A 15,757-nucleotide genomic window follows, 5' to 3' on the forward strand; every position below is an offset into this window, starting at 1 on the left:
GGTGTCTGTCAGCTCACTCCCGGGCCCCGGCGGAGCCGCTCCGCACGCCCGCGGGCGCTCCGCCCTCGGCGAACCCGGGGCCCGTGGGACGGGACGGCTCGCCTCACCACCCCTCGTGCGCACTAAGGTGGACCCCGTCGCTCCGCGTCCCGCACCGAGCGCCGACGTCGCTTCCTGCGGGACGCAGAGCCTGTGATCCCGACGGCACAGGCCGTCACCCGGCGAAAGGAAGCACTCCCCGTGACCGACACCTTCAAGGCCCCCGAGGGCTGGACCGAGCTCGACAAGCGCGCCGTGGACACCGTGCGCGTGCTCGCCGCGGACGCCGTGCAGAAGGTGGGCAACGGCCACCCCGGCACCGCCGTGAGCCTCGCCCCCGCCGCGTACCTGCTCTACCAGGACGTCATGCGTCACGACCCGAAGGACCCGTCGTGGCTGGGCCGCGACCGCTTCGTCCTCTCCGCGGGCCACTCGAGCCTGACCCAGTACATCCAGCTGTACCTCGGCGGCTTCGGCCTCGAGCTCGAGGACATCGAGGCGCTGCGCACCTGGGGCTCCAAGACCCCGGGCCACCCCGAGAACTTCCACACCACGGGCGTGGAGATCACCACCGGCCCCCTCGGCCAGGGCATCTCCTCCGCCGTGGGCATGGCGATGGCGCAGCGCCGCGAGCGCGGCCTGCTCGATCCCGAGGCCGCCGCGGGCGAGAGCCCCTTCGACCACTTCACCTATGTCATCGCCTCCGACGGCGACCTCGAGGAGGGCGTCTCGAGTGAGGCCAGCTCCCTCGCGGGCACCCAGAAGCTCGGCAACCTCATCGTCCTGTGGGACGACAACGAGATCTCCATCGAGGGTGACACCTCGATCGCGTTCACCGAGGACACCGCCGCGCGCTACGAGGCCTACGGCTGGGACGTGCGCACCGTCGACTGGACCAACGGCGGCACCGAGTACGTCGAGGACGTCGCGGCGCTCAAGCAGGCCATCGTCGAGGCGCAGGGCGTCACCGACAAGCCGACCTTCATCCGTCTGCGCACCGTCATCGGCTGGCCCACCCCGGGCAAGGCCGGCAGCCACTCCGTCCACGGCTCCGCCCTGGGCGACGAGGCCGTCGCCGGCCTCAAGAAGGAGCTCGGCTTCGACCCGGAGAAGAGCTTCGAGGTCTCCGACGAGGTCATCGCCCACACCCGCGCCCTCTCGGACCGCGCGGCCGAGCAGAAGGCCGAGTGGGACAAGGGCTACCAGGCGTGGCGCTCCGCGAACACTGAGAAGGCGGCCCTCCTGGACCGCCTCCAGGCCCGCGAGCTCCCCGAGGGCTTCGCCGAGGCGTTCCCGACCTTCGAGGCCGACGCCAAGGGCGTCGCGACCCGCGCCGCCTCCGGCACGGTCCTCGAGAAGCTCGCCCCGGTGCTCCCCGAGCTGTGGGGCGGCTCCGCCGACCTCGCCGGCTCGAACAACACCACGATGAAGGGCGAGCCGTCCTTCATCCCCGCGGAGTACTCCTCCTCCGAGTTCGCCGGTGACGAGTACGGCCGCACGCTGCACTTCGGCATCCGCGAGCACGCGATGGGCGCGATCCTCTCCGGCATCTCGCTGCACGGTCTGACCCGTCCGTACGGCGGCACGTTCTTCCAGTTCGCGGACTACATGCGCGGTGCCGTGCGCCTCGCGTCCCTCATGAAGGTCCCCGCGACCTACGTGTGGACCCACGACTCGATCGGCCTCGGCGAGGACGGCCCGACCCACCAGCCGGTCGAGCACCTGGCCGCCTACCGCGCGATCCCGAACCTCTCGATCGTGCGCCCGGCGGACGCCAACGAGACCGCCCAGGCCTGGAAGGCGCTGCTCGAGCGCGACAACGGGCCCGTCGGCCTGATCCTGTCCCGCCAGGCGCTGCCCACGCTGGACCGCAGCGAGTACGCGGGCGCCGAGGGCCTCGCCCAGGGCGGCTACGTCCTCAAGGACGCCTCGAACGGCGCCCCCGAGGTCATCCTCATCGCCACCGGCTCCGAGGTGCAGTACGCCGTCGAGGCGCAGAAGCAGCTCGAGGCGGAGGGCACCCCCACCCGCCTGGTCTCCATGCCGTCCGTCGAGTGGTTCGACGAGCAGTCCGACGAGTACAAGGAGTCCGTGCTCCCCTCCTCGGTCACCGCCCGCGTGACCGTCGAGGCCGGCATCGCGATGCCGTGGTACCGCTTCCTGGGCACCGCCGGCCGCGCGGTCTCCCTCGAGCACTACGGCGCCTCGGCCGACGCCAAGACGCTGTTCACGGAGTTCGGCTTCACGGCGGAGGCCGTCGTCGCCGCCGCCAAGGAGTCCCTGGCCGCCGCCGGCGCCTGATCCGCACGAGGGGCGGGACCCATGGGGGTCCCGCCCCTCACCCCGCCATCCCCATCGTTCGCACGGGGCGCCACGAGCGCCCGGAAGGACATCGCCACCCATGGCACAGAACCCCCAGACCCAGGCCCTCAGCGACGCCGGCGTCTCCATCTGGCTCGACGACCTCTCCCGCGGCCGTCTCAGCTCCGGCAACCTGCAGGAGCTCGTCGACACGAAGAACATCGTCGGCGTGACCACCAACCCCTCGATCTTCCAGGCCGCGATCTCCGGCGCCGAGGACTACGACGCCGACATCGCCGCCCTGGCGAAGGACGGCAAGGACGTCGAGGCCGTCATCGAGAAGCTCACGACGGACGACGTCCGCTCCGCGGCGGACCTCTTCTCCGGCGTCTACGCCTCGAGCAAGGGCTTCGACGGCCGCGTCTCCATCGAGGTGGACCCCCGCCTCGCCCACGAGACCGAGAAGACCATCGAGCAGGCCAAGCGCCTCTTCGAGATCGTCGGCCGCGAGAACGTCATGATCAAGATCCCCGCGACCCTCGAGGGCCTCCCGGCGATCACCGCGGTCATCGCCGAGGGCATCAGCGTCAACGTGACCCTGATCTTCTCCGGCGACCGCTACCAGCAGGTCATCGACGCCTACCTCGCGGGCCTCGAGAAGGCCGCGGAGGCCGGCAAGGACCTCTCCACCATCCACTCGGTGGCGTCCTTCTTCGTCTCCCGCGTCGACACCGAGATCGACGCCCGCCTCGAGAAGATCGGCGGCGACGCGGCGGCCCTCAAGGGCAAGGCCGGCGTCGCCAACGCGCAGGCCGCCTTCGGCATCTACCTCGCCGCCTTCGGCTCCGAGCGCTTCGCCGCGCTCGAGGCCAAGGGCGCCAACGTGCAGCGCGCGCTGTGGGCGTCCACCGGTGTGAAGAACCCCGAGTACTCCGACACCATGTACGTCGACCAGCTCGTGGCCTCCCCCGTCGTGAACACCATGCCGGAGAAGACCCTCGACGCCGCGGCCGACCACTCCGCGCCGGCCCCCGCGCTCGACGCGGCCGCCGCGCAGGCCGGCCAGGCCGTGCTCGACCAGGTCGCCGCCGCCGGCGTCGACCTCGCCGACGTCTTCGCCGTCCTCGAGTCCGAGGGCGTCGAGAAGTTCGAGCAGGCCTGGGGCCAGCTGCTCGAGACCGTCTCCGCCTCGATCGACGCCGCCCGCGCCTGATCCCGCCCGTGCGCACGGTCCCTCCCCCGACCCCGGCCCGGGGAGGGGCCGTGCGCACGGTTCCGTGTCCAGTGTCCAGGAAGGGACCACAGTGACCGACTCCAGTGCGCCCACGTCAGGGCGCGACGCGCAGGACGCCCTCAACCCCCTGCGCGATACGCGTGACCGGCGGCTCCCGCTCATCGCCGGGCCCAGCTCGATGGTGATGTTCGGCGTCACCGGCGACCTCGCCCGCAAGAAGCTGCTGCCCGCCATCTACGACCTCACCCATCGCGGCCTGCTCCCGCCGAGCTTCGGGCTCGTCGGCTACGGCCGCCGCGACTGGTCCGACGACGACTTCGCCGAGTACGTGAAGAAGTCCGTCTCCGAGCACTCCCGCACGGGCTTCTCGGAGAGCGTCTTCGAGCAGCTCCGCGGCGGTCTGCGCTTCGTGACCGGCACCTTCGACGACCCGGCGGCCTTCGAGCACCTCACCGAGGTCGTCGGCGAGCTGGACCGCACCCGCGGCACCGGCGGCAACCACGCCTTCTACCTCTCGATCCCGCCGGACGCCTTCCCGCAGGTGTGCGAGCAGCTCGCGAACTCCGGGCTGAACACGCCGCGCGACGGCTCCTGGCGACGCGTCGTCATCGAGAAGCCCTTCGGGCACGACCTCGAGTCCGCCCGCGAGCTCAACGCCGTCGTCGAGAAGGTCTTCCGTCCCGAGGACGTCTTCCGCATCGACCACTACCTCGGCAAGGAGACGGTGCAGAACATCCTCGCGCTGCGCTTCGCCAACCAGCTCTTCGAGCCGGTCTGGAACGCCAGCTACGTGGACCACGTGCAGATCACGATGGCCGAGGACATCGGCATCGGCTCGCGCGCGGGCTACTACGACGGCATCGGCACCGCCCGCGACGTCATCCAGAACCACCTGCTCCAGCTGCTCGCCCTCACCGCGATGGAGGAGCCCGTCTCCTTCCGCGCCGAGGACCTCCGCGCGGAGAAGGAGAAGGTCCTCGCGGCCATCGAGCTGCCCGAGGACCTCGCCGCGCACACCGCCCGCGGGCAGTACGTGAGCGGCTGGCAGGGCGGCGAGGAGGTCAAGGCGTACCTCGAGGAGGACGGCATCCCCGCCGACTCCGCGACCGAGACCTTCGCCGCCATGCGCCTGGACATCGCGACCCGTCGCTGGGCGGGCGTGCCGTTCTACCTGCGCGCCGGCAAGCGCCTGGGCCGCCGCGTCACCGAGATCGCGGTCGTCTTCAAGCGCGCGCCGTTCCTGCCCTTCCGCTCCACGGACACCGCGGACCTCGGCCAGAACGCGATCGTCATCCGCGTCCAGCCGGACGAGGGCGTGACCCTGCGCTTCGGCTCCAAGGTCCCCGGCACCCAGATGGAGGTGCGGGACGTCTCGATGGACTTCGCCTACGGCATGAACTTCACCGAGGAGTCCCCCGAGGCCTACGAGCGGCTCATCCTCGACGCGCTGCTCGGCGATCCGCCGCTGTTCCCGCGCCAGAAGGAGGTCGAGCTGTCCTGGAAGGTCCTCGACCCCATCACCGCATACTGGGCCGAGCACCTGAGGCCCGCTCCCTACCGCCCCGGCTCCTGGGGACCGGACACCGCGCACGAGATGCTCGCCCGTGACGGACGTACCTGGAGGCGACCGTGATCACCACCCTGCAAGACACCACCGCCTCGGCCGTCGCGAAGACGATGACCGAGATGCGCGAGACCTTCGGCGCGAACACCATCGGCCGGGTCCTCACGCTGATCATCGTCGCGACCGGTGAGACGATCGACGAGCCCCTCGAGGCCGCCGTCCACGCCTCGCACGAGCACCCCGCGCGGGTCATCGTGGTCGACGTGGACCAGGAGGCGGAGACCTCCGGCCTCGACGCGGAGATCCGCGTGGGCCGCGACGCGGGCGCCGGCGAGATCATCATCCTGCGGGCCCGCGGGAACACGATGATCGCCCCGGACACGCTCGTCATGCCGCTGCTGCTGCCGGACGCCCCGATCGTCACCTGGTGGCCGGAGACCGCTCCGTCCGCCCCGGTGAACGACGTCCTCGGCTCCATGTCGCAGCGCCGCATCACCGACGCGGCCGCCTGCTCGAACCCGGTGGGCACGCTCAAGCGCCTCCGCCGCGGGTACACGAGCGGTGACTCGGACCTCGCCTGGTCGCGACTGACCACCTGGCGCGGTCTCGTGGCGAGCCTGTACGAGATCACGCCCGTCGCCGTCCCCTCGGCCGTCGAGGTCACGGGCCAGGAGGATGATCCCTCGGTCGTCCTCATGAAGGCGTGGCTCGAGAACGCGCTCGGCGTGGAGGTCACCCTCCGCGCCCCGGAGGAGGACGCCGCGGGCCAGGGCGTGCAAGGGCTCAGCCTCGAGCGTCCCGACGGCACGATCGCCCTGCGTCGCACCGGCGAGGACACCGTGGTGCTCTCGCTCCCCGGCGACGACTCCGACCAGCACGTGACGATGCCGCAGCGCTCGCTGTACGAGCTGCTCGCGGAGGAGCTGCGCCGCCTGGATCCCGACGAGGTCTACGGCGAGGTCCTCGCCCACGCCTTCACGGGCGTCGACGACGCGGCGACCTTCGCCTCCGGCAAGCCCGCGCCCACGGACGTGGTCTCGGCGGACGCCGCCGGTGTCGCGACCGAGGCGGCCACCGCCGCCGCGGCGCGTCTGGCCGAGGCGCAGACCGAGCGCGGGGTCGCGCATCTCGTCGTCACCGGGGGGACCGTCGGCGTGCGCGCCGCCGGGGCCCTGCCCGCGGCGCTCGAGGCCGCGGGCGTGGACCTCTCGACCCTCCACCTGTGGTGGGGCGACGAGCGCTTCGTCGGCCCGGACGACGACGACCGCAACGCGGTGCAGGTCCGTGAGGGCCTGCTCGAGCCGCTCGAGGCGGCGGGGCTGCCCGAGCGCAACGTGCACCTCGTGCCCTCCACGCAGGACGGCATGTCCCTCGCGGAGGCCGCCGCCTGGTACGGCCAGCAGCTGGACTCCGCGGGCGGCGACGAGCCGTTCCGCACCCGCGGCCGCGCGTTCTTCGACGTGCTGTGGCTCGGGGTCGGGCCCGACGCCCATGTGGCCTCGCTGTTCCCGGGCCACCCGGCGCAGCGGGTGACGAGCGCGAGCGCGATCCCGGTCGAGGACTCCCCCAAGCCCCCGCCGCTGCGGGTGTCGCTCTCCTGGCCCGTGCTGAACTCGGCGCGCCATGTGGCGCTGCTCGTGGCCGGTGCGGAGAAGGCGGAGGCCGTCGCGAAGGCCCATGGCGACATCGACCCGCTGCAGGTGCCGGCGTCCTCGGTGCGCGGGCTCGAGTCGACGACCTGGTTCCTCGACGAGGCCGCCGCCGGGAAGCTCTGACCGACTCCTGACACGAGAGAGCCCGTCCTCCTGCCGAGCAGGGGGACGGGCTCTTCGTCTTCGGTGCGGCGCCGCACGCGGCGGGCGCCGGCGGCCGGGTCAGAGCATGCGCTCGAGGATCCCGAGGCCCACGCAGCACGCGCCCCAGAGGATCGCCACGGTCACCGTGAGGCGGTTGAGGTTGCGCTCCGCGACGCCCGAGGCGCTCGCGGAGGAGGAGACGCCGCCGCCGAACATGTCGGAGAGACCGCCGCCGCGCCCCTTGTGCAGGAGGACGAGCAGCACCAGGAGCAGGCTCGTCACGGCGAGCAGCACCAGGAGGATGGTCTTGATGAGGCTGAGATCCACGAGGGAGTGCACCTTCCACAGGGGTCGGACGTACCGGTCAAGGATACGGCACGGTGCGCGGACGGGCCGGACCCCGCAGGGTCCGGCCCGTCACAGCGTCGAGGTCGCCGGGGCCCCGGCGACCGGGTGAGCGATCGCTCAGGCGTCCTGGTACCGGACGATCTTCGCGAACTCGTCCGCCTTCAGCGAGGCGCCGCCCACGAGGGCGCCGTCCACGTCCGGGCGCTGCATGAGCTCGGCGACGTTCGAGGACTTCACCGAGCCGCCGTAGAGCACGCGCACGGCGTCCGCCGCGGTGTCGCCGTGGACGGTGCGGACCCACTCGCGGATCGCGGCGCAGACCTCCTGCGCGTCGTCCGGGGTGGCGACCTCGCCGGTGCCGATGGCCCACACGGGCTCGTAGGCGATGACGGTCCTCGCGACCTGCTCGGCGTCGAGGCCCTCGAGGCCGCCCTCGACCTGCGCGAGGGAGAACTCGACCTGCTTGCCGGCCTTGCGCTCGTCGAGCGGCTCGCCCACGCACAGGATCGGCGTGAGGCCCGCCGCGAAGGCGGCCTTCACCTTGGCGTTCGTGACCTGCTCGGTCTCGCCGTGGTACTGGCGGCGCTCCGAGTGGCCGACGGCGACGTAGGTCGCGCCGAGGGCGGTCAGCATCGCACCGGAGATCTCGCCGGTGTAGGCGCCGGACTCGTGCTCGGAGATGTCCTGGGCGCCGTAGGCGATCGGGAGCTTCCCGGCGTCCACGGCGGTCTGCACGGTGCGCAGGTCCACCGCGGGCGGCAGCACGACGGCCTCGACGGCCGAGGTGTCCAGGCCCTTGAGCGCGTCGCCCAGGTCCTCGACGAGGGCGAGGCCCTGCTTCCAGTCGAGGTTCATCTTCCAGTTGCCCGCCATGAGCGGGGTGCGGGTGGTCATGCCTTGCCCTCCTCGAGGATCGCGATGCCCGGCAGCTCCTTGCCCTCGATGAGCTCGAGGCTCGCACCGCCGCCGGTGGAGATGTGCGAGAAACGGTCCTCGGCCACGCCGAGGGTGCGCACGGCCGCGGCGGAGTCGCCGCCGCCGACCACGGTGTAGCCCGGGGCCGAGGCGAGGGACTCCGCGACCGCCGCGGTGCCCTTCGCGAAGGACGGGAACTCGAAGACGCCCATCGGGCCGTTCCAGAACACGGTGGCGGCGTCCGCCATCTTGTCCCCGAACAGCTTCGCGGTCTCCGGGCCGATGTCCATGCCCTCCTGGTCCGCGGGGATCGAGTCCGCGGCGACGACCGTCGGCGTGGCGTCCGCGGAGAACTCGGGGGCGACGACGGTGTCCACCGGGAGGATCAGCTCGACGCCGTTCGCCGCCGCACGGTCGAGGTACTCCTTGACCACCTCGACCTTGGACTCGTCCAGCAGCGACTTCCCGACCTCGAGGCCCTGGGCCTTCTGGAAGGTGTACGCCATGCCGCCGCCGATGAGGATGCGGTCGGCCTTGCCCAGCAGGTTGTCGATCACGCCGAGCTTGTCGGCGATCTTCGCGCCGCCGAGGACGACCACGAAGGGACGCTCGGGCTCGTCGGTCACCTTGCGCAGCGCCTCGACCTCGCGGAGCACGAGCTCGCCGGCCGCGGCCGGGAGCAGCGTCGCGAGCTCGTAGACGGAGGCCTGCTTGCGGTGGACCACGCCGAAGCCGTCGGAGACGAAGGCGTCGCCGAGGGCCGCGAGCCGCTGCGCGAAGGCGAGGCGCTCGGCGTCGTCCTTCGCGGTCTCGCCCGCGTTGAAGCGCAGGTTCTCGAGGACGGCCACGCGGCCCTCCTCGAGCGCGCCGACGGTCGCGGTGGCCGCGTCGCCCACGGTGTCCTCGGCGAAGGCGACCTCCTGGCCGAGCAGCTCGCCCAGGCGGGAGACGACCGGTCGCAGGGAGTACTTCTCCTCCGGCGCGCCCTTGGGGCGGCCGAGGTGGGAGACGACGACGACCTTCGCGCCGGCCTCGACGAGGCGGGTGAGGGTCGGCAGCGCCGCACGAATGCGGCCGTCGTCGGTGATGGTGGTGCCGTCCAGCGGCACGTTGAGGTCGGCGCGCACGATGACGCGCTGGCCGCGCAGGTCACCGAGGGAATCGATGGTCTTCAGCACGAGAGCTCCTCGCAGGGTGGGGTGGACAGGGCGGAGCCCGCCCGGACGCCGGGTCGCCGGGGGCGACTCAGCTCCGGACGGGCTCCGTCGATGATCCGGGGAGGATCAGAGGGACTTGCCGACGAGCTGCGAGAGCTCGACGAGGCGGTTGGAGAAGCCCCACTCGTTGTCGTACCAGGTGAAGACCTTGACGAGGTTGCCGTTGACCTTGGTCAGCTGCGCGTCGAAGATCGACGAGTGCGGGTCGCCCTCGATGTCCTTCGAGACGATCGGATCCTCGGTGTAGCGCAGGATGCCCTTGAGGGGGCCCTCGGCGGCCTTCTTGATCGCGGCGTTGATCTCCTCGGCGGTGACCTCGCGGCTCGCCTCGAAGGTCAGGTCGGTGATCGAGCCGGTGGGGACCGGGACGCGCAGGGAGTAGCCGTCCAGCTTGCCCTTGAGCTCCGGCAGCACCAGGGCGACGGCCTTGGCCGCACCGGTGGTGGTGGGGACGATGTTCAGGGCGGCGGCGCGTGCACGGCGCGGGTCCTTGTGGGGACCGTCCTGGAGGACCTGGTCCGAGGTGTACGCGTGGATCGTCGTCATGAGGCCCTTGACGATGCCGAACTCGTCGTTGAGCACCTTCGCCACCGGCGCGAGGCTGTTGGTGGTGCAGGAGGCGTTCGAGACGATGGTGTGCGCGGCGGGGTCGTAGTCGCCCTCGTTCACGCCGATGACGAAGGTCGCGTCCTCGTTCTTCGCCGGGGCGGAGATGATGACCTTCTTGGCGCCGGCCTCGAGGTGGGCCTTGGCCTTCTCGGCGTCGGTGAAGATGCCGGTGGACTCGATGACGACGTCCGCGCCGATCTCGCCCCAGGGGATGTTCTTCGGGTCGCGCTCGGCGTACGCCTTGAACGTCAGGTCACCGACGGTGATGGAGTCCTCGTCGTGCGAGACGTCGAACGGCAGGACGCCGCCGATGGAGTCGTACTTGATGAGGTTCGCGAGGGTCGCGTTGTCGGTGAGGTCGTTGACGCCGACGATCTGGATGTCGGCCTCCTGCTTGAGAGCAGCGCGCAGGAAGTTGCGCCCGATGCGACCGAATCCGTTGATTCCGACCTTAATGGTCACGGTTCCTCCTCGTTCCGCAGGGTGTCTGCGGGTGTGGACTGATGGCGCGCACCCCGTCGTACGCTCGAGAGGACGCCGGTTGGGCCGACGACCGCGGTGATCCTATCAATGAGGAGGGTCATCCACATCACTGTCCGTCCGAGGAGCGGGACGGCGTGCACACTCCGTGGGACGGACCGGCGCCCGGGCACCCGGCGCGGGACCTCGGTCCCGGGCCGCCCCGCCTGCGACGGCGCCGCGGGCCGACGGGCTCCGGACGCTCAGCGCTCCTGGTCGGGCGAGGGCGGCAGATGCTCCTCGTCCACGCCGTCCTCGGTGCCCGGGATCCCCAGGTCCTCGGCGCGCTTGTCCGCCATCGCGAGCAGACGTCGGATGCGGCCGGCGACGGCGTCCTTCGTCATCGGCGGGTCCGCGAGCCGCCCCAGCTCCTCGAGGCTCGCCTGCCGGTGCTCCAGGCGCAGGTCCCCGGCCGTGCGCAGGTGCTCGGGGACCTCGTCGCCGAGGATCTCGAGCGCGCGCTGGACCCGCTGCCCCGCGGCGACCGCGGCCCGGGCGGAGCGCCGCAGGTTCGCGTCGTCGAAGTTCGCGAGCCGGTGAGCCGTCGCCTTCACCTCGCGGCGGGTGCGCCGCTCCTCCCAGACCACGACCGTCTGCTGGGCCCCCATCCGTGCGAGCAGCGCGGAGATCGCGTCCCCGTCGCGCAGCACCACCCGATCGGCGCCGCGCGCCTCCCGCGCCTTCGAGGCGACGCCGAGGCGGCGGGCCGCGCCGACCATCGCGAGGGCCACCTCCGGACCCGGGCAGGACAGCTCGAGCGCGGAGGACCGTCCCGGCTCGGTGAGCGTGCCGCGGGCGAGGAAGGCGCCGCGCCAGGCGGCCTCGGCATCCACCGCGGCACCGCCCACGACCGTCGGCGGCATGCCGCGCACGGGACGACCGCCGGCATCGATGAGACCCGTCTGGCGGGCCAGCTGACCGCCCTCCCGCTCGACACGGACGATGTAGCGGGTCGAGCGGCGGATGCCCGAGGGCTGCAGCACACCCAGCTCGGCGCGGTGGCCGTACATCTCCGCGATCGTGCGGTGGAGCCGGCGGGCGACCGCCGCGGAGTCCAGCTCCGCCTCGACCACCACCTGCCCCCCGACGAGGTGCAGTCCCCCGGCGAAGCGCAGCATCGCCGCGGCCTCCGCCTTGCGGGCCGAGGGCCGGGTCACCTCCAGGTGGCTCAGCTCCTCCTTGGCGTCAGCGGTCAGCGCCATGGGCGTCCTCCTCGGGTTCGGTGGGACCGGTGGGATCGGACGGCCCGTCCACGTCGCCGTAGACGTCGGCGAAGACGTCACGGTACGCGGCGGCGAGCCGGACGGGGTCGTGCTGCGGGGTGCCGTCGCCGGTCGAGACCTGCCGCAGCAGCGTGCGGATGCCCCGGGACTCGGCCACGGAGGCCAGCTCGAGGACGTCCTCGAGCGCGGTCGGGTCCGCGACGAGGGCGTCGAACCGGAGGCCCGGCGCGTGATGGAGCAGCACGTCGAGCATGTCGAGGCTCGACATGCCCTCCGACTCCTGCTGCCCCACGGAGAGGTTCGTGGTCACGCACAGCCGGGCGGAGGTGGAGCGCAGCGCCTCGGCGATCTCGGGGATCATGAGGTGCGGCAGCACCGAGGTGTACCAGGAGCCGGGGCCCACGATCACCCAGTGCGCCCGCTCGATGGCCTCGAGGACGTCCTCGGGGACGCGCGGGCGCGGCGGGTCCAGCCGCACCTGCTCCACGCGCCCCTCCGCGGTCGCGACCTGCCACTGCCCGCGGATCGTGCGCAGCTCACCGCCCGCCTCGCGGACGTCCGCCTCGATGTGGAGCGGGTCCAGGGCCATCGGCAGCACGCGACCGCGCGCGCCGAGCAGCTCCCCCATCTGGTCGAGCCCCTCGATGGGGTCCTCGAGGATCTGCCACAGGGCGACGATCAGCAGGTTCCCGAGGGCATGGCCGTCGAGCTCCCCGGTCGTCGCGAAGCGGTGCTGGATGACCTCACCCCAGATGGACCCCCACTCGGAGTCCTCGCACAGCGCCGCGAGGGCCATGCGGAGATCGCCGGGCGGCAGCACGGGCATCTCCGTGCGCAGGCGGCCCGAGGAGCCGCCGTTGTCCGCGACGGTGACCACCGCGGTGATGTCGTCGGCGAGCAGGCGCAGGGCCCGCAGGTTCGCCGCGAGGCCGTGCCCGCCGCCCAGGGCGACCACGCGCAGCGGCTCGCCCTCCCCGCGGCGGCGCCGGGCGGCGCGCGCGGAGGCGGCACGGGAGGAGACGGAGGGGCGCACGCCCCCGGAGCGGTGCGCGATGCTCATTCGCGCCCCAGGTCCCGGTGCCGGATCCGCACCGCGTGGCCGGCGCGGCGCAGCTCCTCGCCGATCCGCTCGGCGACGGCGACGGAGCGGTGCTTGCCGCCCGTGCAGCCGATCGCGAGGGTCGTGAAGTGCTTGTTCTCCGAGACGTACCCCCGCAGCGCCGGGGTGATCATCTCGAGGTACTTCTCGACGAACTCGCCCGCGTTGGCGTCCCGCAGCACGAAGTCGGAGACCTGCTGGTCGGTGCCGCGCAGGGCGCGCAGCTCGGGCACCCAGTACGGGTTGGGGATGAAGCGCACGTCGCTCACGTGGTCCGCCTCGAGCGGGATGCCGTACTTGAAGCCGAAGGACAGCATGGTCACCGTGAGCCGCGTCTCCGCGCTCGTGCCGAAGGTGGAGCGCATCTTCATCGTCAGCTGGTGGACGTTCAGCGGCGACGTGTCGATGACCAGGTCCGCCATGCGCCGATAGGCGGCGAGCATCTCCCGCTCACGGCGGATGCCCTCGAGCACGCCCTCCTCCCCCTGCAGGGGGTGGGGCCGGCGCACCGAGTCGAAGCGGCGCACGAGGGTGGCCTCGTCGGCCGTGAGGAACACCAGGCGGAGCCGGTGCTGGGACCGGCGCAGCTCGGCGACGACGTCGGAGAGCTCCGCGAAGAAGGGGCCCGAGCGGGGGTCGACGACCACGGCCACGCGGTAGTCGCGGCCCTCCGCCGAGGCCTGCAGCTCCACGAGGCGCGGGATCAGCTGCGGGACGATGTTGTAGACGACGTACCAGCCCATGTCCTCGAGGGCGTGGGCGGCCGTCTCGCGACCGGATCCGGCGAGGCCGGTGATGATGACGACGTCGCCGCGGGACGCGGGTCCCGCGGGCTCGTCGAGGGCGCCGGGCTCGGCGGTGGCGTCATCGGCGCGATCGGCACGATCAGCGGTCACCGGGGGCTCCTTCCGGGTCGGGGCGGGGCTCCTGCGCGTCCCCGCCGGGGGCGGGGTCCAGGATCTCGCCGGTGGCCATGTCGATGCTGAGGCCGATGGCCTCGGGATCAGCGGCGCCGTCGGCCTCCGCCGGCGCGCTCCCCTGATCGGATCGTAGCGCGGCGCTGATCCTGGCGGCGAGCGCGGGGCCGATGCCGTCGACCTCCTCGAGCTGCTCGGGCTCCGCCTCGCGGATCGCGGAGACGGTGACGAAGCGGTCCAGCAGCGCCCGACGGCGCGCCGCGCCGAGCCCGGCGATCCCGTCGAGGGCGCTCGCCTGCATGGCCCGGCCCCGCTTGGAGCGGTGGTAGGTGATCGCGAAGCGGTGCGCCTCGTCCCGGAGCCGCTGCACGAGGAACAGCGCCTCGCTCGTGCGCGGGAGGATCACGGGGTACTCCTCCCCCGGCAGCCAGATCTCCTCGAGGCGCTTCGCGATGCCGGCGAGGGCGACGTCCGTGATGCCGAGGTCGTCGAGGGCGCGCTGCGCGGCGGCGACCTGGGGCGGCCCGCCGTCCACGAGCAGCAGCGAGGGCGGGTAGGCGAAGCGCCGGGGAGCGCCCTGCTCGTCCACCGCCGGCTCGGGCGGGTCGAGATGGTGCCTCATGCGGCGCAGGATGACGTCGTACATCGACGCGGTGTCGTCCCGGGCTGCGGCGCCGTGGACGGAGTAGCGGCGGTACTCGCTCTTGCGGGGCAGGCCGTCCTCGAAGACGACCTGCGAGCCCACCACGTTGGTGCCCTGCGAGTGGGAGATGTCGTAGCACTCGATGCGCAGCGGCGGCTCGGCCAGGTCGAGCGCCTCGCCGAGGTCCTCGAGCGCCTTCGTGCGGGAGGTGAGGTCCCCCGTGCGCCGCAGCCGGTGCAGGCGCAGCGCCTCCTCGGCGTTCTTCGTGACCGTCCCGAGCAGGTCCTTCTTCTCCCCGCGGCGCGGGACCCGCAGGTCCACGCCGGCGCCGAGCATCCCGCGCACCTGCTCCACGTCCCGCGGGAGGACGGGGACGAGCACCTCGCGGGGCGCGGAGCCCTCCGCGTAGAGCGTCGTGAGCGCGCGCTCGATGAGGTCCTCGGGCTCGGACTCGTCGAGGATCTCCGCGGTCCATCCGCGCTGGCCGCGGATCCGCCCCCCGCGCACGTGGAACACCTGGACGGAGGCCCCGAGCTCGTCCTGGACGAGGCCCAGGAGGTCCGCGTCGGTCGCGTCGGAGAGGACCACGGAGTTCTTCTCCATGACCTTGTTCAGCGCCTGCAGGTCGTCGCGCAGGGACGCGGCGGTCTCGTAGTCCATCGCGGCGGCGGCCTCCCGCATGCGCCGCTCGATGTCCTTCGTGTAGGCGGCGGTGTTGCCGGCCATGAAGTCGCTGAAGCGCTCGGCGAGCCGGCGGTGGTCCTCCTCCGAGATGTCCCCCACGCAGGGCGCCGAGCACTTGCCGATGAAGCCGAGCAGGCAGGGCCGGCCCGAGCGCTCGGCGCGGCGGTAGACCCCGGCGCTGCAGGAGCGCACGGGGAACACCCGCAGCATGAGGTCGAGGGTCTCGCGGATCGCGCCCACCTGCGGGTAGGGGCCGAAGGTCCGGTCGCCCTTCGCGCGCGGTCTCCGCGTGATGTGCACCCGGGGGACCTTCTCCCCCATCGTCACGGCGAGGAAGGGGTAGGACTTGTCGTCGCGGAACTTGACGTTGAACCGCGGGTCGTACTCCTTGATCCAGGTGTACTCGAGGGTGAGCGCCTCGACCTCCGTGCCGACGACGGTCCACTCGACCCGCGCGGCGGTCGTGACCATGCGCCGGGTGCGCTCGTGGAGGACGGAGAGGTCCTGGAAGTAGTTGGACAGGCGCTGGCGGAGGTTCTTCGCCTTGCCCACGTAGATCACGCGCTCGTCCGCGTCGCGGAAGCGGTAGACCCCCGGCGAGGTGGGGATGGTCCCCGCCGGGGGACGGTAGGTCGACGGGTCCGCCATG

At 72.3% G+C, this 15,757-nt stretch carries 12 protein-coding genes; 4 read left to right on the plus strand and 8 right to left on the minus strand.

The genetic code is table 11. The features are described from left to right. The first annotated feature begins 240 nt into the window (after positions 1 to 240). The 4 genes from tkt to pgl all read left to right on the plus strand — a co-directional run bounded on the left by tkt (position 241) and on the right by pgl (position 6,913). Positions 241 to 2,340 (plus strand): transketolase, encoded by a 2,100-nt coding sequence (gene tkt / locus NLU66_RS12370; RefSeq protein ID WP_259359972.1) that lies wholly within the window; start codon positions 241 to 243, stop codon positions 2,338 to 2,340. 100 nt (positions 2,341 to 2,440) lie between these two features. Further along, positions 2,441 to 3,553, plus strand: a complete 1,113-nt coding sequence (gene tal / locus NLU66_RS12375; protein WP_137770846.1) for a transaldolase — start codon at positions 2,441 to 2,443, stop codon at positions 3,551 to 3,553. A 91-nt stretch (positions 3,554 to 3,644) separates the two neighbouring features. Beyond that, a complete protein-coding gene (gene zwf, locus NLU66_RS12380; protein WP_259359973.1) occupies positions 3,645 to 5,207 on the plus strand; it encodes a glucose-6-phosphate dehydrogenase in 1,563 nt (520 codons plus the stop codon). After that, positions 5,204 to 6,913 (plus strand): 6-phosphogluconolactonase, encoded by a 1,710-nt coding sequence (gene pgl / locus NLU66_RS12385; protein ID WP_259359974.1) that lies wholly within the window; start codon positions 5,204 to 5,206, stop codon positions 6,911 to 6,913. The genes zwf and pgl overlap by 4 nt, the downstream gene beginning before the upstream one ends. 99 nt (positions 6,914 to 7,012) lie before the next feature. On the opposite strand, the gene secG is transcribed toward pgl, so the two are convergent. The 8 genes from secG to uvrC form a co-directional block, all read right to left on the minus strand. Next, a complete protein-coding gene (secG, locus tag NLU66_RS12390; protein WP_137770849.1) occupies positions 7,013 to 7,261 on the minus strand; it encodes a preprotein translocase subunit SecG in 249 nt (82 codons plus the stop codon). Between the two features lie 138 nt (positions 7,262 to 7,399). After that, entirely contained in the window at positions 7,400 to 8,176 is a 777-nt protein-coding gene (tpiA, locus tag NLU66_RS12395) for a triose-phosphate isomerase (RefSeq protein ID WP_259359975.1), read from the minus strand. Continuing rightward, positions 8,173 to 9,375 (minus strand): phosphoglycerate kinase, encoded by a 1,203-nt coding sequence (locus tag NLU66_RS12400; RefSeq protein WP_259359976.1) that lies wholly within the window; start codon positions 9,373 to 9,375, stop codon positions 8,173 to 8,175. Before NLU66_RS12400 ends, tpiA begins: the two co-directional genes overlap by 4 nt. 105 nt (positions 9,376 to 9,480) lie before the next feature. Continuing rightward, positions 9,481 to 10,485 carry a type I glyceraldehyde-3-phosphate dehydrogenase gene (gene gap, locus NLU66_RS12405; RefSeq protein ID WP_137770852.1) on the minus strand — a complete coding sequence of 335 codons (1,005 nt, stop codon included), beginning with the start codon at positions 10,483 to 10,485 and terminating at the stop codon, positions 9,481 to 9,483. 260 nt (positions 10,486 to 10,745) lie between these two features. Next, on the minus strand, positions 10,746 to 11,744 hold the full coding sequence (whiA, locus tag NLU66_RS12410; RefSeq protein WP_259359977.1) for a DNA-binding protein WhiA: 999 nt from the start codon (positions 11,742 to 11,744) through the stop codon (positions 10,746 to 10,748). Beyond that, positions 11,728 to 12,825: a gluconeogenesis factor YvcK family protein gene (locus NLU66_RS12415; protein WP_259359978.1), complete on the minus strand. Its 1,098-nt coding sequence runs from the start codon at positions 12,823 to 12,825 to the stop codon at positions 11,728 to 11,730. The genes whiA and NLU66_RS12415 overlap by 17 nt, the downstream gene beginning before the upstream one ends. Then, positions 12,822 to 13,664, minus strand: a complete 843-nt coding sequence (gene rapZ, locus NLU66_RS12420) for an RNase adapter RapZ (protein WP_259362588.1) — start codon at positions 13,662 to 13,664, stop codon at positions 12,822 to 12,824. The genes NLU66_RS12415 and rapZ overlap by 4 nt, the downstream gene beginning before the upstream one ends. Before the next feature lie 85 nt (positions 13,665 to 13,749). Next, entirely contained in the window at positions 13,750 to 15,756 is a 2,007-nt protein-coding gene (uvrC, locus tag NLU66_RS12425) for an excinuclease ABC subunit UvrC (RefSeq protein ID WP_259359979.1), read from the minus strand. Between the last annotated feature and the right edge of the window lies 1 nt (position 15,757).

Origin of the sequence: Brachybacterium sp. NBEC-018 (genome assembly GCF_024860185.1) — a bacterium.
Lineage (GTDB): Bacteria > Actinomycetota > Actinomycetes > Actinomycetales > Dermabacteraceae > Brachybacterium > Brachybacterium rhamnosum.

Coding starts and splice junctions, on each gene's coding strand:
- tal (WP_137770846.1), top strand. CDS start 2,441: ATGGCACAGAACCCCCAGACCCAGGCCCTCAGCGACGCCGGCGTCTCC.
- tpiA (WP_259359975.1), bottom strand. CDS start 8,176: ATGACCACCCGCACCCCGCTCATGGCGGGCAACTGGAAGATGAACCTC.
- whiA (WP_259359977.1), bottom strand. CDS start 11,744: ATGGCGCTGACCGCTGACGCCAAGGAGGAGCTGAGCCACCTGGAGGTG.
- NLU66_RS12415 (WP_259359978.1), bottom strand. CDS start 12,825: ATGAGCATCGCGCACCGCTCCGGGGGCGTGCGCCCCTCCGTCTCCTCC.
- uvrC (WP_259359979.1), bottom strand. CDS start 15,756: ATGGCGGACCCGTCGACCTACCGTCCCCCGGCGGGGACCATCCCCACC.